The 19,168-nt window shown below is 64.6% G+C and carries 19 protein-coding genes and 1 riboswitch; of the genes, 11 read left to right on the top strand and 8 right to left on the bottom strand.

Annotated features, from left to right (window positions below; translation table 11 throughout):
• Positions 1-55: 55 nt before the first annotated feature.
• The 3 genes from BMI91_RS01695 to BMI91_RS01685 all read left to right on the top strand — a co-directional run bounded on the left by BMI91_RS01695 (position 56) and on the right by BMI91_RS01685 (position 2,167).
• A complete protein-coding gene (locus BMI91_RS01695) occupies positions 56-688 on the top strand; it encodes a DNA-3-methyladenine glycosylase family protein (RefSeq protein WP_078603768.1) in 633 nt (210 codons plus the stop codon).
• Positions 685-1,347 carry an alpha/beta hydrolase gene (locus BMI91_RS01690; protein WP_078603767.1) on the top strand — a complete coding sequence of 221 codons (663 nt, stop codon included), beginning with the start codon at positions 685-687 and terminating at the stop codon, positions 1,345-1,347. The genes BMI91_RS01695 and BMI91_RS01690 overlap by 4 nt, the downstream gene beginning before the upstream one ends.
• A 220-nt stretch (positions 1,348-1,567) precedes the next feature.
• Positions 1,568-2,167, top strand: a complete 600-nt coding sequence (locus tag BMI91_RS01685) for an HNH endonuclease (RefSeq protein ID WP_078519371.1) — start codon at positions 1,568-1,570, stop codon at positions 2,165-2,167.
• Positions 2,168-2,257: 90 nt separating this feature from the next.
• Here the strand turns inward: BMI91_RS01685 and BMI91_RS01680 are convergent, their stop codons facing one another.
• The 4 genes from BMI91_RS01680 to BMI91_RS01670 form a co-directional block, all read right to left on the bottom strand.
• Positions 2,258-3,736, bottom strand: coding sequence for a SulP family inorganic anion transporter (locus BMI91_RS01680; protein ID WP_078539480.1), 1,479 nt, complete (start codon positions 3,734-3,736; stop codon positions 2,258-2,260).
• A 139-nt stretch (positions 3,737-3,875) separates the two neighbouring features.
• Complete coding sequence (locus BMI91_RS01675) at positions 3,876-4,553, bottom strand: DUF1638 domain-containing protein (RefSeq protein ID WP_078603766.1); 678 nt, start codon at positions 4,551-4,553, stop codon at positions 3,876-3,878.
• The gene (locus tag BMI91_RS20115) at positions 4,550-4,708 is read right to left on the bottom strand and encodes a hypothetical protein (RefSeq protein WP_165756922.1); all 159 of its coding nucleotides are present in this window, start codon (positions 4,706-4,708) and stop codon (positions 4,550-4,552) included. Before BMI91_RS20115 ends, BMI91_RS01675 begins: the two co-directional genes overlap by 4 nt.
• 117 nt (positions 4,709-4,825) lie before the next feature.
• The gene (locus BMI91_RS01670) at positions 4,826-5,527 is read right to left on the bottom strand and encodes a corrinoid protein (RefSeq protein ID WP_078599260.1); all 702 of its coding nucleotides are present in this window, start codon (positions 5,525-5,527) and stop codon (positions 4,826-4,828) included.
• Between the two features lie 169 nt (positions 5,528-5,696).
• Between BMI91_RS01670 and BMI91_RS01665 the strand changes: the two genes are divergently transcribed.
• A complete protein-coding gene (locus BMI91_RS01665) occupies positions 5,697-6,791 on the top strand; it encodes a PA0069 family radical SAM protein (RefSeq protein WP_078603765.1) in 1,095 nt (364 codons plus the stop codon).
• 119 nt (positions 6,792-6,910) lie between these two features.
• Here BMI91_RS01665 and bmt read toward each other — a convergent pair whose 3' ends face one another.
• Positions 6,911-7,933 (bottom strand): betaine--homocysteine S-methyltransferase, encoded by a 1,023-nt coding sequence (gene bmt, locus BMI91_RS01660; RefSeq protein WP_078603764.1) that lies wholly within the window; start codon positions 7,931-7,933, stop codon positions 6,911-6,913.
• 187 nt (positions 7,934-8,120) lie between these two features.
• Positions 8,121-8,438, bottom strand: a complete 318-nt coding sequence (locus BMI91_RS01655; protein WP_078519365.1) for a DUF1476 domain-containing protein — start codon at positions 8,436-8,438, stop codon at positions 8,121-8,123.
• A gap of 270 nt (positions 8,439-8,708) precedes the next feature.
• Here BMI91_RS01655 and purC point away from each other — a divergent pair, with 270 nt between their 5' ends.
• The 6 genes from purC (at position 8,709) to BMI91_RS01625 (ending at position 17,301) form a co-directional block, all read left to right on the top strand.
• Positions 8,709-9,470, top strand: a complete 762-nt coding sequence (gene purC / locus BMI91_RS01650; protein WP_078539474.1) for a phosphoribosylaminoimidazolesuccinocarboxamide synthase — start codon at positions 8,709-8,711, stop codon at positions 9,468-9,470.
• 14 nt (positions 9,471-9,484) lie between these two features.
• Positions 9,485-9,724: a phosphoribosylformylglycinamidine synthase subunit PurS gene (purS, locus tag BMI91_RS01645; RefSeq protein ID WP_078539473.1), complete on the top strand. Its 240-nt coding sequence runs from the start codon at positions 9,485-9,487 to the stop codon at positions 9,722-9,724.
• Between the two features lie 130 nt (positions 9,725-9,854).
• Complete coding sequence (gene purQ / locus BMI91_RS01640; RefSeq protein WP_078519362.1) at positions 9,855-10,523, top strand: phosphoribosylformylglycinamidine synthase subunit PurQ; 669 nt, start codon at positions 9,855-9,857, stop codon at positions 10,521-10,523.
• A 117-nt stretch (positions 10,524-10,640) separates the two neighbouring features.
• Positions 10,641-12,383 (top strand): sensor histidine kinase, encoded by a 1,743-nt coding sequence (locus BMI91_RS01635; protein ID WP_078539471.1) that lies wholly within the window; start codon positions 10,641-10,643, stop codon positions 12,381-12,383.
• Between the two features lie 3 nt (positions 12,384-12,386).
• Entirely contained in the window at positions 12,387-13,718 is a 1,332-nt protein-coding gene (locus BMI91_RS01630; RefSeq protein ID WP_078599258.1) for a sigma-54-dependent transcriptional regulator, read from the top strand.
• Positions 13,719-14,316: 598 nt separating this feature from the next.
• Complete coding sequence (locus tag BMI91_RS01625) at positions 14,317-17,301, top strand: Rne/Rng family ribonuclease (RefSeq protein ID WP_078604442.1); 2,985 nt, start codon at positions 14,317-14,319, stop codon at positions 17,299-17,301.
• A 72-nt stretch (positions 17,302-17,373) separates the two neighbouring features.
• Here BMI91_RS01625 and BMI91_RS01620 read toward each other — a convergent pair whose 3' ends face one another.
• Positions 17,374-17,808, bottom strand: a complete 435-nt coding sequence (locus tag BMI91_RS01620) for a 6,7-dimethyl-8-ribityllumazine synthase (RefSeq protein WP_078599257.1) — start codon at positions 17,806-17,808, stop codon at positions 17,374-17,376.
• An 81-nt stretch (positions 17,809-17,889) separates the two neighbouring features.
• Positions 17,890-18,036: riboswitch (FMN riboswitch) on the bottom strand.
• A gap of 65 nt (positions 18,037-18,101) precedes the next feature.
• Complete coding sequence (locus tag BMI91_RS01615; RefSeq protein ID WP_078519357.1) at positions 18,102-18,329, bottom strand: sulfurtransferase TusA family protein; 228 nt, start codon at positions 18,327-18,329, stop codon at positions 18,102-18,104.
• 94 nt (positions 18,330-18,423) lie between these two features.
• Between BMI91_RS01615 and BMI91_RS01610 the strand changes: the two genes are divergently transcribed.
• Entirely contained in the window at positions 18,424-19,167 is a 744-nt protein-coding gene (locus BMI91_RS01610; RefSeq protein WP_078546719.1) for a cytochrome c biogenesis CcdA family protein, read from the top strand.
• The last annotated feature ends 1 nt before the right edge of the window (position 19,168 follow it).

The following is a 19,168-nucleotide window of genomic DNA, read 5'->3' as shown; positions in this document are numbered from 1 at the left end:
TAGCGTGGCGATTGGGGGCTGGCAAGCGGGCGCGGCATGAGGCAGGGTGTCGCGCATGGTTGGACGTATCATTACCTGCGAAGACGATATCGCCGAGGGCACCGAATTTCTCTGCCGCGCCGAGCCGCGTTTTGCCGAGGTTTGCGCGCTGACGGGGCCGTGGCCTCTGCGCCGCCGCGAGGACGGGTTCGAGGCGCTGCGCGACGCGATCATCGGCCAGCAGGTCTCCGTCGCCGCCGCCAATTCCATCCGCAACAAGGTGATCGGCGCGGGCTATGGCGATCCGGTCTCCATCGCGGGCGCCTCGGAAGAGGATCTGCGCGCCTGTGGCCTCTCGCGCCAGAAGGTGCGCTACCTGCAGGCGCTCTCCAATTCCGGCGTCGATTTCGAGGGTCTGCGCGCGATGCCCGACGAGGAGGTGGTCGCCCAGCTTCTGCCGATCCCCGGCATCGGGCGCTGGACGGTGGAGATGTATCTCATCTTCGCTCTGGGCCGCGCCGATGTCTTCGCGGTGGACGATCTCGCGCTGGCCGAGGGGGCGCGGCTGCTGTTCGATTTGCCCGAACGTCCCAAGCGCAAACAATTCAATGAGCTATCGGCAGCCTGGTCGCCTTGGCGCGCGGTTGCGGCGCGCGGCCTCTGGGCCTATTACGCGGCCTGTAAAGATCGTGAAGGAGTTGCCCCATGACCCGCAAGCTGGAAGCCGGACGCAAAGAGCCGCAATCGGGGGTGGTGAAATCCGCCGTGGTGTTCCTGCATGGCTACGGCGCGGACGGGGCGGACCTGCTGGGCCTCGCCGATCCGCTAGGCCAGCACATGCCCGACACGTTGTTCCTCGCGCCCGATGCGCCCGAGCCCTGCCGCGCGGCGCCTTACGGCCGTCAATGGTTCCCGATCCCCTGGATCGACAATTCCAGCGAAGCGGAATCCGCTCAAGGTCTCAAGGACGCGGCAGCCGACGTGGATGCCTTCCTCGATTCCGTGCTGGAAGAGCAGGGGCTGACGCCCGCGCAGCTCGCCGTGATCGGCTTCTCGCAAGGCACGATGACCGCGCTCGAAGTGCTGCCGCGCCGGGCCGAGCCTGTCGCGGGGCTGGTGGCTTTCTCGGGCCGTCTTCTTCGCCCGGAAGCCTTGGGCAATGAGGCGATCTCGAAGCCGCCGGTTCTGCTGATCCATGGCGATCAGGACCCGGTCGTGCCCTTCGCCGATATGGGCAAGGCGGGCGATGCGCTGGTCTCGGCGGGGTTCGACACCTATGCCCATGTGATGAAGGGCACCGGCCACGGGATCGCGCCCGACGGGCTCTCGGTGGCGCTGTCCTTCCTGCAAGACAAACTGCCGGGCTGAGATGCCCGCGGCCGCCGATCGCCGCGGCACCTGCAACCTTGCCAAACGCTCGCGTAGCGTCATTTCTTTGTCATGGCTGTTTGCTACCCATGCCGCATGGCAGCAATCGCGAGATCAAGAGGCTTGCCAGATCGCGAACGCCATATATAGTCATGGATAAGGCAGGGGCGGACCCCGCCCCTGAGCCGAGGCAGGCGACAGGGCGAGGACGGAGTCACCCATGCTGGACGAGTGCGACAGGACGAATTTTCGAACCCAATTCACCCGCGAACCGGCGGCGCTGAGACAGCACCCGGCACTGGTGCTCAACGCCGATTTCCGGCCGCTTTCCTATTACCCGCTCTCGCTATGGCCTTGGCAGGAGGCGATAAAGGCGGTCTTCCTCGACAGGGTGACGATCCTCGCCGAATACGAAGAAGTGGTGCGCAGCCAGAGGCAGGCCTTCAAAATCCCCTCCGTCGTCGTCCTCAAAGAATATGTCCGACCCCAGAAGCGCGTGGCTTTCACGCGCTTCAATCTTTTTCTGAGGGACGAATTCAAGTGCCAGTATTGCGGAAAACGGGGCGATCTGACCTTCGACCATGTGATCCCGCGCTCGCGCGGTGGAATCACCAGTTGGGAGAATGTCGTGGCCGCCTGCGCGCCGTGCAACCTGCGCAAGGCCAACAAGCCGCTGGAGCGCTCGGGGATGCATCTTCTCAAACCCGCGCGCCAGCCCCAGCCCGAGGATATGCTGCGCATCGGGCGTCGCTTCCCGCCAGGCTATCTGCACGAAAGTTGGATGGACTTCCTCTACTGGGACACCGAGCTGGAAGCCTAAAGAAAAGGGCGCGCCGTCTCCGGCACGCCCTTCTTCGTATTGGTGAAAATATCCCGGGGGGCTTGCGCAGCAAGCGGGGGCAGAGCCCCCTCAGTGCCCCGCCGCGACCTGACCGCCATTCGACAGCTTGTCGATGATCGTCTCGGTCGCGTGGTTCATGCCCACGACCTTCACATCCGTGCCGGACATCCGGAATTTGCCCACCGCCCGGTCGAGCGCCGAGACCGATGAGATGTCCCAGATATGGGCGTGGGTCAGGTCGATCACCACGCGGTCGAGCTTCTCTTGGAAGTCGAAGGCGCGGTTGAACTCTTCCACGGTCGCGAAGAAGATCTGGCCCTTGATGTAATAGGTCCGCAGGTGATGCGCCTCGTTGTAGCGCGAGGAGATCTCGGTCATCCGCGCGATCTTGCCCGCGAAGAAGATCCCCGAGAGCAGCACGCCCACCAGCACCCCGATCGCGAGGTTATGGGTGGCGACGACGAAGGCGACGGTGGCCAGCATCACCACGTTGGACGACATCGGCATCGTGCGCAGCTGACCCAGCGAGGCCCAGCTGAACGTGCCGATCGACACCATGATCATGATCGCCACCAGCGCGGGCATCGGGATGCGGCCCACCCATTCGCCCAGCACCACGCAGAAGATCAAAAGCGCGATCCCCGCGGTGAGGGTCGACAGGCGCGTGCGGCCTCCCGAGGTGACGTTGATCACCGACTGGCCGATCATCGCGCAGCCCGCCATGCCCCCGATGAAACCGGTGCAGAAATTGGCGATGCCCTGACCGAAGCATTCCTGACGGCGGTCCGAACGCGTGTCGGTCATCTCGTCGACGATGTTCTGCGTCATCAGGCTCTCCAGCAGGCCGACGACCGCCACGCCCACCGAATAGGGCAGGATGATCTGCAGCGTCTCGAAGGTGAACGGCACGTTGGGGATCAGCAGCGAGGGCAACTGATCGGGCAGGGCGCCCATGTCGGACACCGTGTGCACGTCGTTGAGCCCCAGCCCCATCGAGACCGCGCTGAGAACGAGGATCGCGATCAGCGGCGAGGGGATGGCGCGGAAGAAGCGCGGCAGCAGGTAGATGATCGCAAGGCCGAGTGCCACCAGCGCATAGGTCGCCACCACCGGTACGTTGGCCGGGTTCAGCTCGGGCCATTGCGCCATGAAGATCAGGATGGCGAGCGCGTTCACGAAGCCTGTCATCACCGATTTCGACACGAAGCGCATCACGGTCCCGAGGTTCAGCGCGCCGGCAATCACCTGCAGCACGCCCGCCAGCACCGTCGCGGCCAGCAGGTAGTCGAGCCCGTAGCTGCGCACCAGAGTGCCCATCAGAACGGCGGTCGCGGCGGTCGCGGCCGAGATCATGCCCGGGCGGCCACCGAAGAAAGCTGTGATCGTGGCGATCATGAAGGAGGCGTAGAGGCCCACTTTCGGGTCCACGCCTGCGATGATCGAGAAAGCGATGGCCTCGGGGATCAGCGCGAGCGCGACCACGAGACCGGAAAGAATGTCGGCGCGGTAGTTGCCAGTCCACTGGCTGCGCCATTGCGACAAGGTCATACGGTTGTCCTGCAATTAGAAAGGCCCGCGACCAGGGAGGGGCGGGCCGGAGGGATGTGAGATTTGGCGAAGCCAATACCCGGGTGACGTAGCGATGCCAAGCCCCGCAGGTCGGGTTTTGAGAAAAATTCAAAGAGGATTAAGCCGGATTGCCCGATTTCGTGGCAAATTTGGCGAGACTGGTTGCCAGATCGCCATAGCCGGTAAAACGCCGTTCATAGCGCAGGCCGAGCCGCTCCGCGGCCTCACGCGCCTTCGCGTCGAGCGCGGGATCGTCGGTCTGGGCCTGATAGATCAGCCGGTCGTAATTGCCGAACATCATCGGGATCAGTTCCGGGTGGCGGTCGAAGCCCATCGGCTTCCAGACGAAAGCGTCGAACTGCCGGGTGAGGAAATCGGTGAGGTAGAAGGCCGTGATTTCGTCTTCCGCCGTTTCGGCAAAGGCCGCGTTGCCTTCAAAAAACGAATAACAGTGGGGGCCTTCGACCATCTCGACCCCCAAAGACTTGCACTTTTCCAACAATTGCCCGCCCGTGCCGCAATCGGCATAGACCACGAAGATATCGTCATATTGGTCGCGATAGCGCAGCACCGCCTCTTCGACGGCGGCGGTGATCTTCTCGGGGTATAGGTGCAGATTTGCGGGCAGGCAGGTCAGATCGATGTGATCCCAGCCATTGATCCGTTTGAGCGCGAGAATTTCGCGCGCGAGCGCCCCGCAGGCGATCAGCAGAAGACGCCCCGAGCCCTCGGGAGCTAAGCCATTTTCGGATAAGGTCGTGTCGCCGGGAAGCGAGGCAGCTTTCTGGGCGGTCATTCCACCCGTGCCATCATCCGGGCAACGCCTGCTGCGACGAGAACCATCAGCCCGAGCATCGCCATCGGCACGCCCGATGCGGCAAAGGCCCAGATCGTCAAGCCCGCCAGAACGATCACAAACAGGATCAGCAGCAGAAAATGTGGCAGCGGCATTTCTCGTTTCCCCCTTCTCTTCAAGTATGGGGCGGGGAAGCGCACATGAAAAGGCCCCGATGAAAAAATCGGGGCCTTCTCCATGCATATCAGCCTAGATGCGCGCGCGATAGGCGATCAGGCGCTCATCTGGTTGTGCTTGCGGGCGATGAAATCCTTCGCCGTTTCCACCGCCACGGCGGCATCGCGGCAATAGGCATCGGCGCCGATCGCCTTGCCAAATTCCTCGTTCAAGGGCGCACCGCCCACCAGAACGATGTAGTCGTCGCGGATGCCCTGTTCCTTCATCGTGTCGATCACGACCTTCATATAGGGCATCGTGGTGGTCAGCAGCGCGGACATGCCGAGGATGTCGGCCTCTTCGCGCGCGATCGCTTCGAGGTAGTTCTCGACCGGGTTGTTGATCCCCAGATCGACGATCTCGAAGCCCGCGCCTTCCATCATCATCGCGACGAGGTTCTTGCCGATATCGTGGATATCGCCCTTCACCGTGCCGATGACCATCTTGCCCATGCGCGGCGCGCCGGTCTCGACCAGCAGCGGCTTGAGGATGGCCATGCCGCCCTTCATCGCATTCGCCGCCAGCAGCACTTCCGGCACGAACAGGATACCGTCGCGGAAGTCGTTGCCCACGATGGTCATGCCCGCGACGAGGGCCTTGGTCAGAATGTCATACGGCGTCCAGCCGCGATCGAGCAGGATGTGGGTGGCCTCTTCGATCTCTTCCTTGAGACCGTCATAGAGGTCATCCATCATCTGCGCGGTGAGCTCGTCGTCGTCGAGTTCCGAGAGGATGATATCGTCGTCGTCTTCGGCCATGTCCAATAGTCTCCTGCTAGCCGGTGTTACCCTGTGGTGAGGCCGTGGCCCCGTCAAGTCTTGGCGATTTGCGACATGCGCGGTGTTTTGTCCGACCTCGCATGGTGTTGGTGGGTCCGCATCCGGACTCTACTTGGCAAATGTTCTCATTTCGTTCTAAATTCCGGGCATGAGTCTGCCATTCGATCTTCCCCCCGCGACCCCGTCCGAGCGTCTGCGCGCGCGCGGTGCCGCGGCGCGCCCCGTGGGCCGGTTCGAGCCCTTCGCCCGCGCGCCCGAGCATGACGGCTGGGACATTCCCGAAGAAGAGCGCCTGACCCGCACCGAGGTCTCGGTGGAGCGTCCCCGCTCCGTCATCACCCGCAACCAGTCGCCCGATGTGCCCTTCGAGCGCTCGCTCAACCCCTATCGCGGCTGCGAGCATGGCTGCATCTACTGCTTCGCGCGCCCCAGCCATGGCTATCTCGGCCTCTCGGCGGGCTTGGATTTCGAGACCCGGCTGATCGCACGGCCGGAGGCGCCGCAAGTACTCGAAGACGAGCTGCGCAAGAAAAGCTACCGTCCGAACGTGCTCGCCATCGGCACGAATACCGATCCCTACCAGCCGCTCGAGCGCAAGATGGAGATCATGCGCGCCGTGCTGGAAGTGCTGCGGGCCTATCGCCACCCGGTCTCCATCGTCACCCGCGGCTCGACCATTCTGCGCGATCTCGACATCCTCGCGCCGATGGCGGAGGCGGGATTGGCGCAGGTCGGCGTGTCGGTCACGACGCTCGACGCCAAACTCGCCCGCGATCTGGAGCCGCGCGCGCCCAGCCCGCCGACCCGTATCCGCATGATCCGCGAATTGTCGCGTGCCGGTATCCCGGTGCGCGTCATGGCCGCGCCGATGATCCCGGGGCTCACCGATCACGAGCTGGAGGCGATCCTGACCGAGGCGCGCAGGGCAGGGGCCAAGGCCGCATCGATGATGCCGGTGCGGCTGCCGCATGAGGTGGCGCCGCTTTTCGCCGACTGGATGGAGCGGCATCACCCCGGCAAGGTCGAGAAGGTGCTGGGCCGGATCCGCGACATGCGCGGCGGCAAGCTCAACGATCCGCGCTTCGGCGAGCGGATGAAGGGCGAGGGCGAGATGGCGGAACTGTTGCAGCAGCGGTTCAAGCTGAGCTGCAAGCGGCTGGGCTTCTCGCGTCATCTGCCTGATCTCGACGTGACGCAGTTCCGCGTCCCGCCCCGGCCGGGCGATCAGCTCGAACTGTTCTGATCTCATCTGAGACGCGTGCATGCTCCATCCGCCGGGAAACCCCGGCCCTTCCTTCGTTTTGGTTCAAATATCCCGGGGTGAGGCCGCAAGGCCGAGGGGCAGAGCCCCTTACACCGCGCTTAGCTGCGGCGACGGCCCCGTCGTTCGCGCTTGGGCGCATCGCCGCTCAGCCCGTCATCCTCCGACGAGAACCCGCCGAGAACCGAGGAAATCTGATCGAGCGTCGGGCGCTCGCCGCGCGGACGCGTCTCCAGCGCCTCGCGCATCGCCACCAGATGCTCGGCCATCGTGCCGCAGCAGCCGCCGATGATCGTCGCGCCGCAATCGCGCGCCATCACCGCATATTCCGCCATCAGCTCGGGCGTGCCGTCGTAATGGATGTGACCGTCGACATATTTCGGGATGCCCGCATTGCCCTTGGCGATGATCGGGCGCTCGGTCCCGGTGGCGGCAAAGCCCAGAACGGTGCGCAGCAGGTCGGCCGCGCCGACGCCGCAATTTGCGCCGAAGGCCAGCGGCGGGTGAGCCAGCTTTTCGACCATCGAGACCATCGCCTGCGAGGTCAGCCCCATCATCGTGCGGCCCGCCGTGTCGAAGCTCATCGTGCCGCACCAGGGCATCCCCGCCAGATGGCAGGCCTCGGCGGCGGCCTTGTATTCTTCCTGCGCCGAGATCGTCTCGACCCAGAGGATATCCGCGCCGCCTTCTTTCAAGCCCTCGGCCTGTTCGTGGAACATCTCGACCGCCAGCTCATGCGTCAGCGTGCCCATCGGCGCGAAAATCTCGCCGGTCGGGCCCATCGAGCCCGCAACGATCACCGGGCGCGACTGCTTGTCGGCCACGTCACGGCCGATCTCGGCGGCGAGGCGGTTCAGCTCGCGCACGCGGTTCTGCGCATTGTGCAGTTTCAGCCGCGAGGCATTGCCGCCGAAGCTGTTGGTGAGAAACAGGTCCGAGCCCGCTTCGACGGCCAGCGAATAAAGCTTCGCGATCTTCGCGGGCTCGTCGGCATTCCACAGTTCCGGCGCATCGCCCGAGGCCAGCCCCATGTTGAACAGGTTGGTGCCGGTCGCGCCATCGGCCATCAGCCAATCGCGGGTTTCCAGAAGGCGGCTCAGCGCGTCGGTTTTCGGGGCGGTCATAAGGGCCTCGTCAAATGCAAAGGGCCGCGTCGGGCGCGGCGGTTGGGTTTGTCCTGCCATGACAGGCGGGAATTGGCAAATTCGTTTCCTTCATGTTCTTGATGAAGGCGCTGCAATCTCGGACTGAAATGCAAAAGGCCGGACGCGCTCGGCATCCGGCCTTCCAATCTGCGTCATCGGCGAGGGCTCACTCGGCCTCGTCGACCACCTGACGGCGCGCCTCGGCCATGCATTCGGCCATCTTCGCGCGGATCGTCTGTTCATCGGCCTTGTCGCCGAGATCGCCCGAGAGCTTGCGGTACACGTCTTCGTGGCCCGCTTCCTCGAAATCGGAGGTCACGACCTCGCGGACATAGGCATCGGCCTCGGGGCCGGTTTTGCCCAGAAGCTCTGCGGCCCATTGGCCCAGCATCTTGTTGCAGCGGGCATCGGCCTTGAACTGCAGCTCGGCATCATGCGCGAACTTGTTCTCATAGGCGTTTTCGCGATCGTCGAAGGTGGTCATGGCCCACGTCCCTCCCGGTAAAGTCTCCGTTACCTCCGATATGCACATGCACGGCGTGCGCCGCAAGAGGAAAGGGCCGCGTTTTGGACGGTTTGACGGGGCTGTGCATCTGCGTGAAGTGGCGTGCGCTTTACCTTGCGAGACTCGCGGGCTTGTCCTATAGGGCGGGCAACACCCTTTCGCGGACGGCGCGCAGGGGCGGGCGCGGCATTCCCGACGGTATGCGGCGCAGGCCCTGGCACCGCCGCGCCAAGTGAGAACGGAGACGCGATGGCACCCCGGCGCAAGAAGATCTACGAAGGCAAGGCGAAGGTTCTGTATGAAGGCCCCGAGCCCGGAACGCTGGTCCAGTATTTCAAGGACGACGCGACCGCCTTCAACGCGCAGAAGAAGGACGTGATCGAGGGCAAGGGCGTGCTCAACAACCGCCTGTCCGAGTATTTCATGACCGGCCTGACCAATATCGGCGTGCCGAACCACTTCATCAAACGGCTCAACATGCGCGAGCAGCTGATCCGTCAGGTGGAGATCGTGCCGCTCGAGGTGATCGTGCGCAACTTCGCCGCCGGTTCGATCGCGAAGCGTCTGGGCATGGAAGAGGGCACGCCGCTGCCGCGTCCGATCGTCGAATACAGCTACAAGAACGACGAGCTGGGCGATCCGCTCGTGCCCGAGGAATATATCATCGCCTTCGGCTGGGCGAGCCAGCAGGACCTCGATGACATCGTGGCGCTGGCGCTGCGCGTGAACGACTTCCTGACCGGCGTGTTCTACGGCGTCGGCATCAAGCTGGTCGATTTCAAGATCGAGATCGGCCGTGTCTGGGATGGCGATTTCATGCGCCTGATCGTGGCCGACGAGATCAGCCCCGACAGCTGCCGGCTGTGGGACGTCAAGACGGGCCAGAAGCTCGACAAGGACGTGTTCCGCCGCGATCTGGGCAGCCTGACCGATGCCTATACCGAAGTCGCCAAGCGCCTTGGCGTGCTGCCGACCAATACCCAGCCGATCAAACCGACGCTGATCAACTGAAAGGACCGCTCGTGATGAAAGCCCGCGTTCATGTCATGCTGAAGGATGGGGTGCTCGACCCGCAGGGCGAGGCTGTCCGTCACGCATTGGGCCATATGGGGTTCGGCGGCGTCGAAGGCGTGCGTCAGGGGAAGGTGATCGAACTGGACCTGAGCGCTACCGATGCAGCCTCTGCCGAGGCCGAGGTGAAGGAAATGTGCGAGAAGCTCCTCGCCAATACCGTGATCGAGAAATACACCATCGAGATCGCCTGATCCGGGCAGGGCAGGGGGCGCTGCCCCCCTTGGCCTGCCGGCCAATTCCCCCCGGGATATTTGTACCAAGCCGAAGGCCGCACAGGCCTTACCCGACAGGTTCGACCCTCAAGGCCAGGAGTTTGCACCCATGAAAGCCGCCGTCATCACCTTCCCCGGATCGAATTGCGACCGCGACCTGAGCATGGCCTTCGCCGCAGCCGGGGCGGATGTCGTCAAGGTCTGGCACAAGGAAACCGCATTGCCCGAAGGCATCGATATCATCGGTGTGCCGGGCGGGTTCTCCTATGGCGATTATCTGCGCTGCGGCGCGATCGCCTCGCGCTCGCCCATCGGGCAGGCGGTGGCCGATTTCGCAGGCAAGGGCGGCTATGTCATCGGCATCTGCAACGGTTTTCAGGTGCTGACCGAGATGCGGCTGCTGCCGGGCGCCTTGATGCGCAATGCGGGGCTGAAATTCGTCTCGAAACCGCTGGCGCTGCGCGTCGCCACGACCGACAGCGCCTATACCTCGGGCTATGAGGCGGGGCAGGAGATCGTGATCCCGGTCGCCCACCATGACGGCAATTACCAGATCGACCCTGAAGGCCTTGCGCGCATCGAGGGCGAGGACCGCGTGGCGTTCCGCTATGTCGAGAACCCCAACGGGTCCGTCGACGATATCGCGGGCGTGCTGAGCGAGAACCGCCGGGTGCTGGGCATGATGCCTCACCCTGAGCGCGCGATCGAGGCTGCGCAGGGTGGCGCCGATGGGGCGGCGCTTTTCCGCGCGTTGAGCGGGATGCTGGCAACCGCCTGATCTCGCGCGCTTGTTGCGCTCTGGGCCTTGGCTTAGACTTCGCGCATGACGCACGTGCAGACACGTTCGACGATTTTACCTGAAGAGCCGCCCGAGAGTGAGGGCGGGCTCGGCGTGATGGCGCGCTCGCCACGCGCCCGTTGGCTGCTGCGTGTCGCCGTGGTGCTGATCCTCGCGCTGGCGGGGGCGGTGATGTGGATCACCAACCAGTGGCTGACTCAGCGTTTCACCGAGACGACGCGCGTGCGCACCGAGCTGCGGCTTGCGCTTTACACCGGCAACATCATGTCCGAGCTGCAGCGGACATCCGTGGTGCCGCTGTTGCTCGCGCGCGATCCGGAGCTGACGCAAGCCCTTGATACCACGGATTATTCCACCGCCTCGGCGCAGCTGATCACGGCCAAGAAAGAGGTCGCCGTGGCCTCGATCCGGCTGTTGGACATGCAGGGCCGGGTGGTGGCGTCGACCAATCGCACGCAGATCGGCACGCCCTTCCCGAATGCGCCCTTCTTCGTCGATGCGACCCGCTCGCGCGGGACGATCTTCTCGCTCAACGAGCCCGAGGCGGGCGGCACCGAATTCGATTATTCGCGGGCCGTCATCCAGAACAACAAGCCCGTCGGCGTGATCGTGGTCGAGGCGGATCTGTCGAAATTCGAACGCGCCTGGGCCGGGATTTCCGATGCGCTGGCCGTGGTCGACAGCGAGGGCAAAATCATCCTGACGACCGAGCCGCGCTGGCGCGGGGTGACGATGTCGGAGGCGCTGGCCGCGCGCTCGGCCCCTTCCGCGATCGAGCGCGCGCTGCAGGCGACCGCGGACTGGGCCAATGACGCGCCCGACGCTTATCTCAAGGGCCGCGCGGTGATGCGCACCGAGGCGCGGATTCCCTTCCGCGGCTGGAAGATGATCGCCTTTACCAGCTACGATTCCGTGCGCGAGCGGGTGAATGCGGTGCTCGCGCTCGAGATCATGGGTTTCGCGATCCTGCTGGCGCTGGTCTTCTACGCGCTCTCGCGGCGCGCACGGCGGCAAAGTCAGGAATTGCGCGCGGAATCGGCGGAGCTGCGCCAGCTCAACACCCGGCTGAGCCGCGAGATCGCCGAGCGCGAGAAGGCGCAGCAGGATCTGGCCGTGGCCGAACAGACGATCGCGCAAAGCTCGAAACTTGCGGCTCTGGGTGAGATGTCCGCGGCGGTGAGCCACGAACTGAACCAGCCCTTGGCCGCGATGAAGACCTATCTGGCAGGCGCGAAACTGCTGCTGCAGCGCGCCCGGGTCGAGGAGGCGCTGTCGTCGTTCCAGCGCATCGACGACCTGATTGGACGGATGGGCGCGATCACACGGCAGCTGAAATCCTATGCCCGCAAGGGGGGCGAGGCCTTCGAGCCTGTGGACCTGCGGGTGGCTCTGTCGGAGGCGCTCTCGATGATGGAGCCGCAGCTGAAAATTCGCAAATTGCACATTTCGCGCACCATGCCGCGCAGTCCTGTTATGGTCATGGCGGACCGCATCCGGCTGGAGCAGGTGATCATTAACCTGTTGCGAAATGCACTCGACGCCACCAAGTCGGTTGAGGAACCGCAAGTGGAGTTGTTGCTTACCTCGGGTGAGACGGCCGTGCTGAGCGTGCGTGATAACGGTCCCGGAATTTCGGATCTCGACAAGCTGTTCGAGCCGTTCTGGACCACGAAGAAACCGGGGGAAGGGACGGGGCTGGGCCTCGCGATCTCGTCCTCCATCATCAGTGATTTCGGGGGTCGTCTGACCGCCCATAATTCCGAAAGCGGGGGTGCAGTGTTCGAAGTTCAGCTGCCTCTCCTGGCGGACAAGAACAGGGCCATAAAGGCCGCGGAGTAAGACATGGCAAGACTAATGAAGGTAGCGATCGTCGATGACGAGGAAGATATGCGGCAATCCGTCAGCCAGTGGCTGGCGCTGTCGGGCTTCGACGCCGAGACCTATGCCAGCGCCGAAGACGCGCTGAAAGTGATCGGCCCCGATTGGCCGGGCGTGGTGATCACCGACATCCGGATGCCCGGCATGGACGGGATGGCCTTTCTCAAGCGGCTGATGGGGATCGATAGCGGTCTGCCGGTCATCATGATCACTGGCCACGGCGATGTGCCGATGGCGGTCGAGGCGATGCGTCTCGGCGCGATGGACTTCATGGAAAAGCCGTTCTCGCCGGACCGGATGACCGAGCTGGCCAAGCGCGCGACGCAGGCGCGCCGCACGACGCTCGACAACCGCGCGCTGCGCCGCGATCTGGCTGAGGGCGAGAAGGTGATGGGCAAGCTGATCGGCACTTCCGAGCCGATGGAGCGTCTGCGCGAAGATATTCTCGATCTGTCCCAGGCGGATGGCCACGTTCTGATCGATGGCGAGACCGGCACCGGCAAGACGCTGGTGGCCCATGCGCTGCACGCGACGGGCCCGCGTGCCGGCAAGAAATTCGTCGTGGTCAGCTGTGCCGCGCTGACCGAGGAAGCGCTCTCGGCCAAGCTGTTCGGCCCGGTCGAAGAGGGCGGCCTGCCGCTGATGGAAGAGGCGCGCGGCGGCACGCTCTGCCTCGAGGATGTCGAGGCGCTGAGCCAGTCGCTGCAGGCGCGGCTTTTGCAATTCATCAACGATCAGGGCGCACCTGCGGAAACGCGGATCGTCGCGATCTGCAACACCCATGGCGAAGGCAAGACGGTCGAGGACGCGCTGCGCCCCGATCTTTATTACCGCCTCGCCGCGCTGAAGATCACCCTGCCTCCGCTGCGGGCGCGCGGCGAAGATATCCTGACGCTGTTCAACCGCATGTCCGAGCAATTCGCCGATGAGTATGGCTGCGATGTGCCGGAAGTCACCGCGCAGGAAGCAGCCCAACTGCTGCAGGCGCCGTGGCCGGGCAATGTGCGCCAGCTGATCAACGTGGCCGAACGCGCGGTGCTTCAATCGCGCCGGGGGTCCGGCTCGATCGCGTCGCTGCTGATGACTGACGACGAAGAGGCGGGCCCGGCTGCGATCACGACCGAGGGCAAGCCGCTCAAGGAATATGTCGAGAGCTTCGAGAAGATGCTGATCGACAATACGATGCGGCGCCACAAGGGCTCGATCTCGGCGGTGATGGAGGAGCTGTGCCTGCCGCGCCGGACCCTGAATGAGAAGATGGCCAAATACGGCCTCGCCCGCGCGGATTACCTGTAAGGTCCGCGCGCCCGCATCTTCGCCTCTAGGTGCGAAGTGTGCGGGCGGCATTCGAACAAGACGACGTGAGCGGCGCGGGCCTGAATGGCACCGCGCCGCGGCATTTTCCGGCCTGCGGCGGCAAAACCCCGGAACGGGCCTGCCCAATCGCTGAACATCGCGAGAATCCGGGGTGCGATTAACCCTTCCCTTACGAAAATTCGATTGTGTTCCCGTAGGCTGTGCCGCTATGGTCGGAACCAGTCGGTTTCACGCCATAAGTGTGGACCCACCGAAATTCGCTGATGCCTTGGCCGATCCGGCGCAGATGATGCGCAAGGGGCCCCGGCTCAACCGATTGGCCGAAAGGCCGCAAGTTTGTCTCCCTCTTCCGCATTTGCCGGGACGGAGGCCGTTAATTGGGCGCCAAGCGGCTAAGCCGACCGCGCCTTGGAAAGAACCGCGATGATGCGTGACGGGATATCGCAGATGAGGACGGGCAGGCTCGACGCCACCGCCGTCTGCACGCATGTCCGCAACCTCGCCTCAAGGACAGTTTCAGCCCAAGACAGCGCCGCGCCCCCGGGCAGGTCGCAAAGGGCTGACCTATTGGATTTACATGGCAAAGAAGATGCTTATCGATGCCACCCACGCGGAAGAGACCCGCGTCGTGGTGGTGGACGGCAACAAGGTTGAAGAATTCGACTTTGAGACCATCAACAAACGGCAGCTCGCCGGAAATATCTATCTCGCGAAAGTAACGCGCGTCGAACCGTCGCTGCAGGCGGCCTTCGTCGACTACGGCGGAAACCGGCACGGCTTCCTCGCCTTCGCGGAAATCCACCCCGATTACTACCAGATCCCGGTCGCCGACCGCGAAGCGCTGCTGGAAGAAGAACGCCAGCTCGCCGAAGCCGCGGCTGCGGAAGAGGAAAAGCCGAAATCCTCGCGCCGCCGCCGCTCGCGCCGGTCGTCGAACAAGGCGGAGAAGGCCAAGCAGGACGAAGCGGTGATCAGCTCGGACGAGATCCCGGGCATGGGCGTCGTCGATCCCGAGGCGGAAGGCGAGAGCGCCGACGAGGCTGCCGACGCGTCGAGCGACGAGACCAAAGCTGAAGCGCAGACGGAAACCTCCGAGGCCCCCGCCGAAGACACTTCCGCGCCGGAAGCCGCCCCGATGCCCGCCGCTGCGGCTGAGACCGCGTCCGACGAGGATGACAGCGACGACTCCGACGACGATGACGACGACGCGGGCGATGACGCTGCCGAGGCCGATAGCGGCATTGAATCCGTCGCCGACGAGGATGTCGAAGAAGAAATCCGTCCGGCTCGCAAGCCGCGTCCGCGCCGCTATAAAATCCAGGAAGTGATCAAGGTGCGCCAGATCATGCTGGTGCAGGTCGTCAAGGAAGAGCGCGGCAACAAAGGCGCTGCGCTGACCACCTATCTCTCGCTGGCAGGCCGCTACTGCGTGCTCATGCCCAACACTGCGCGCGGTGGTGGCATCAGCCGCAAGATCACCAACGCCGCCGACCGCAAGAAGCTCAAGGAAATCGCGGGCGAGCTGGACGTGCCGAAAGGTGCGGGCCTGATCGTGCGCACGGCGGGTGCGCAGCGCACCAAGACCGAGATCAAGCGCGACTACGAATACCTGATGCGCCTGTGGGAGCAGATCCGCGACCTGACGATGAAATCCGTCGCGCCGGCGCCGATCTACGAGGAAGGCGATCTGATCAAGCGGTCGATCCGCGACCTCTACAACAAGGATATCGACGAGGTTCTCGTCGAGGGCGAGCGCGGCTACCGCGCGGCGAAGGCGTTCATGAAGATGATCATGCCGAGCCACGCCAAGAACGTGAAGCACTACGCCGAGTCGCTGCCGCTCTTTGCGCGTCATCAGGTGGAGAGCTACCTCGCCTCGATGTTCAACCCGACCGTGCAGCTCAAGTCCGGCGGTTACATCGTGATCGGCGTCACTGAAGCGCTCGTCGCTATCGACGTGAACTCGGGCCGGGCGACCAAGGAAGGCTCGATCGAGGAAACCGCGCTCAAGACCAACCTGGAGGCCGCCGACGAAGTGGCCCGCCAGCTGCGCCTGCGCGACCTCGCCGGTCTGATCGTGATCGACTTCATCGACATGGACGAGCGTAAGAACAACAACGCCGTCGAGAAGCGCATGAAGGAGCGTCTCAAGACCGACCGCGCCCGCATTCAGGTCGGCCGCATCTCCGGCTTCGGCCTTCTCGAGATGAGCCGCCAGCGCCTGCGTCCGGGCATGATCGAATCCACGACGCAGCCCTGCACCCATTGCCACGGCACCGGCCTGATCCGCTCCGATGACAGCCTCGCGCTGAGCGTCCTGCGCGCGATCGAGGAAGAGGGCACCCGCAAGCGGACCCGCGAGGTTCTGGTGCGTGCGCCCGTCGCGGTTGCCAACTACCTGATGAACGCCAAGCGCGAGCATGTGGCGGTGATCGAGGCGCGTTACGGCATGTCCGTGCGCATCGAAGCCGCGCCGGAACTCGTCTCGCCCGATTTCACCATCGAGAAGTTCAAGACTGCGACGCGCAATGTCGCGGAAGTGGACAGCCCCGTGGTGTCTGCTTCGGCCAGCCTGATGGCCGAGATCGACGACGCCGAGGACGAGGCGGAGATCGAAGTTGAAGCCGAGGCCGAGGCCGAGGAGCAGACCCAGAAGGTCGAGACCGACGCCGAGGAACAGCCGAAGAAGAAACGTCGTCGTCGTCGTCGTCGCCGGAAGTCGAATGGCGAGAACGGGGAGAATAGCGACTCCTCGGAGAACGGCGATCAGTCGTCGGATGACCAGCACGCCAAGGACCAGTCCACGGGCGATCAGTCCTCGGACGTGACCGAAGGGCAGGAAGCGCCCGCCAAGGCCGAACCCGCGCAGGCGGCAGAAGCTCCGGCGGACGAGGCCAAGACCGAGGCGCAAACCGACGCGAAGACCGAGGCTGAGCCCGCGGAAGAAGCGCCGAAGCCCAAGCGCCGCTCGCGCGCCCGCAAGAAGGTGGAAGAGCCGAAAGCCGAAGCCGAGACCGCGGAGGCCCCCGTTGAGGGCACCGAAGCCAAGGCCGAGGAAGAAGCGCCCAAGCCGAAGCGTCGCACGCGGTCGCGCAAGAAGGTTGATCCCGAGGCGGATGCGCAAGCCGCCGTCGAAGGCAGCGCCGCAGAGGTCAAGGCCGACGCCGCAGAGGCCGAAGCAAGCGAGGAGGCGCCCAAGCCGAAGCGTCGCTCCCGCGCGCGCAAGAAGGTCGAGGAACCCGTCGCAGAGACGCCGGACACGCCCGAGCCGCCGGAAACCCCGCAGCCTGACGCGCCGACCGAGCCGCAGGAGACGCCGCAGCCCGACGCACCGGTCGAGACGCCCGAGCCCACGCCGCAGGAAACCCCTGTCGACGTGCCGCCGGAAGCGCCGCCCGCGCCCGAACCGGAAACTCCGTTCGAGCAGCCGCCGGAAGCGCCGCAGCCTGATGCGCCGGTCGAACTGCCCGGTGGTCCGGCCTTCGCCGAGACCGAGACGGAGGGCGAGACCCTGACCGAGGAGGCGCCCAAGCCCAAGAAACGGGGCTGGTGGAGCCGCTGAGGCACCTTCAGATTTGAGAAAGGCCGGGCAGAGCGCCCGGCCTTTTTCGTTTTCCCCTTTGGTTTTCCGCGCTCAGGCGGCCAGGTCCTGTGCCTGTCGGGTCAGTTGCAGCGCCGCCCGCGCCGCCTCGCGGCCCTTCTCGACGAAATGGCTGCCAAAGATCGCCCGGTGGTGATCGGTCTCCTGGAACTGATGCGGGGTCAGCGAGACCGACAGCACGGGCACGCCCGTCTCCAGCCCCACCTGCATCAGGCCATTCACCACGGCCTGCGCCACGAAATCATGGCGATAGATCCCGCCATCGACGACCAGCGCCGCCGCTGCGATGGCGCCGTAGCGGCCCGTGCGGGCCAGTTGCTGCGCCTTCATCGGCAGCTCGAACGCGCCGGGCACGTCGAAGACATCGACCTGCGCCTCCGGGATCTCTTCGAGAAACCCCTCGAGCGCACGGTCGACGATATCGGCGTGCCAATTGGCTTTAATGAAGGCGTAACGGGTGTGTGTCATCGTAATCTCCTTGCATAGCGACACGTCACCCAAGGCGATCACATGCAATCCGCGCCCACGCGCTAAGGCACGGGGTCGGCTGCATATTCTCTTCCATCCGGACTGTAACCGTCGGCTCAGGCCTCGCACCTGATCTGCTGACCCTCGCACGATGGCGAGGCGCTCGCGGGCTCGCGGATTTCGCCGCATACCGCCGGTGGGGAATTTCGCCCCGCCCTGAGAATGGCCGGAGATTGGCACGCGCTTTTGCGCTCGGCAAGGGGCTTAGTTGCTCGGTCTGGATGCGAGGGTCATCAGCCCTTGCGCACCAGATAGACTTTCACGCCTTCCCAATCCTCTGCCTCGACCAGCTCATGCCCGGTCTGAGCGCAGAAATGCGGCACGTCGATCCAGCTCGCCCCATCGGTCGCGACCAGCTGGACCAGCGCGCCGGGCGCGGCCGACTCGAGCGCTTTGCGCAGGCGCAGAACGGGCAGGGGGCAGAGCAGCCCCTTCGCATCGATTTCGATATCGGGCGTCATGGCGGAGGTTCTCGCGCGCCCGCGCTGATTTGTCCACGCTGTTGTTATCTCACGACCCGGTGACCGCGCGCGAGGAATGGGGTAGAGGAGGAACATGTTTGGAATCGATCTCGTCTCCGCTGCGTTCCTGCCCGCCGCCTTCGTGGCGCTCTTTGCGGGTCTGTTGTCGTTTCTCAGCCCCTGCGTGCTGCCGATCGTGCCGCCCTATCTCGCCTATATGGGCGGGGTGAGCATGGGCGATCTGCGCGAGGGCAAGCGCTCGGCGGTGGTCCCGGCGCTGTTTTTCGTGCTGGGCCTGTCGACGGTGTTCCTGTTCATGGGGTTCGCCGCCTCGACCTTCGGGCGGTTCTTCCTGACCAATCAGGTGCTGTTCGGACGGATCGCGGGCGGGGTGATCGTGATCCTCGGCCTGCATTTCCTCGGGGTTTTCCGCATCCCGATTCTCGACCGCGAGGCGCGGCTGGATGCGGGCGACCGGGGCGGCTCGTCGCTTGGCGCCTATGTTCTGGGCCTCGCTTTCGCCTTCGGCTGGACGCCCTGCATCGGCCCGCAACTGGGCGCGATCCTGTCGCTCGCGGCACAGGGCGGCGATCAGGCGCGCGGGACGGCCCTGCTGGCGGTCTATGCGCTGGGTCTGGGCATCCCGTTCCTGCTGGCCGCGCTGTTCATCCAGCGCGCGATCGGCGTGATGAACCGGCTCAAGGCCTATATGGGGATCATCGAGAAGACGATGGGCGCGCTTCTGGTCATCGTCGGGATATTGCTGCTGACCAACGCGTTTTCGGCGATCAGCTTCTGGCTGCTGGAGACCTTCCCGAGCCTTGCCGTGCTGGGCTGAG

The organism is Thioclava sediminum (genome assembly GCF_002020355.1).
GTDB lineage: Bacteria > Pseudomonadota > Alphaproteobacteria > Rhodobacterales > Rhodobacteraceae > Thioclava > Thioclava sediminum.
This window is presented reverse-complemented; position numbering and strand designations above follow the sequence as displayed.

Excerpts from the sequence above, each read along its gene's own strand:
- BMI91_RS01615 (WP_078519357.1), bottom strand. The coding sequence starts at position 18,329 with ATGACGCCCGATATCGAAATCGATGCGAAGGGGCTGCTCTGCCCCCTG.
- BMI91_RS01625 (WP_078604442.1), top strand. The coding sequence starts at position 14,317 with ATGGCAAAGAAGATGCTTATCGATGCCACCCACGCGGAAGAGACCCGC.
- BMI91_RS01665 (WP_078603765.1), top strand. The coding sequence starts at position 5,697 with ATGAGTCTGCCATTCGATCTTCCCCCCGCGACCCCGTCCGAGCGTCTG.
- BMI91_RS01685 (WP_078519371.1), top strand. The coding sequence starts at position 1,568 with ATGCTGGACGAGTGCGACAGGACGAATTTTCGAACCCAATTCACCCGC.
- BMI91_RS01670 (WP_078599260.1), bottom strand. The coding sequence starts at position 5,527 with ATGGCCGAAGACGACGACGATATCATCCTCTCGGAACTCGACGACGAC.
- BMI91_RS01680 (WP_078539480.1), bottom strand. The coding sequence starts at position 3,736 with ATGACCTTGTCGCAATGGCGCAGCCAGTGGACTGGCAACTACCGCGCC.
- BMI91_RS01620 (WP_078599257.1), bottom strand. The coding sequence starts at position 17,808 with ATGACACACACCCGTTACGCCTTCATTAAAGCCAATTGGCACGCCGAT.
- BMI91_RS01675 (WP_078603766.1), bottom strand. The coding sequence starts at position 4,553 with ATGACCGCCCAGAAAGCTGCCTCGCTTCCCGGCGACACGACCTTATCC.
- BMI91_RS01630 (WP_078599258.1), top strand. The coding sequence starts at position 12,387 with ATGGCAAGACTAATGAAGGTAGCGATCGTCGATGACGAGGAAGATATG.
- BMI91_RS01690 (WP_078603767.1), top strand. The coding sequence starts at position 685 with ATGACCCGCAAGCTGGAAGCCGGACGCAAAGAGCCGCAATCGGGGGTG.
- bmt (WP_078603764.1), bottom strand. The coding sequence starts at position 7,933 with ATGACCGCCCCGAAAACCGACGCGCTGAGCCGCCTTCTGGAAACCCGC.
- purC (WP_078539474.1), top strand. The coding sequence starts at position 8,709 with ATGGCACCCCGGCGCAAGAAGATCTACGAAGGCAAGGCGAAGGTTCTG.
- BMI91_RS01610 (WP_078546719.1), top strand. The coding sequence starts at position 18,424 with ATGTTTGGAATCGATCTCGTCTCCGCTGCGTTCCTGCCCGCCGCCTTC.
- purS (WP_078539473.1), top strand. The coding sequence starts at position 9,485 with ATGAAAGCCCGCGTTCATGTCATGCTGAAGGATGGGGTGCTCGACCCG.
- BMI91_RS01635 (WP_078539471.1), top strand. The coding sequence starts at position 10,641 with ATGGCGCGCTCGCCACGCGCCCGTTGGCTGCTGCGTGTCGCCGTGGTG.
- BMI91_RS01655 (WP_078519365.1), bottom strand. The coding sequence starts at position 8,438 with ATGACCACCTTCGACGATCGCGAAAACGCCTATGAGAACAAGTTCGCG.
- purQ (WP_078519362.1), top strand. The coding sequence starts at position 9,855 with ATGAAAGCCGCCGTCATCACCTTCCCCGGATCGAATTGCGACCGCGAC.
- BMI91_RS20115 (WP_165756922.1), bottom strand. The coding sequence starts at position 4,708 with ATGCCGCTGCCACATTTTCTGCTGCTGATCCTGTTTGTGATCGTTCTG.
- BMI91_RS01695 (WP_078603768.1), top strand. The coding sequence starts at position 56 with ATGGTTGGACGTATCATTACCTGCGAAGACGATATCGCCGAGGGCACC.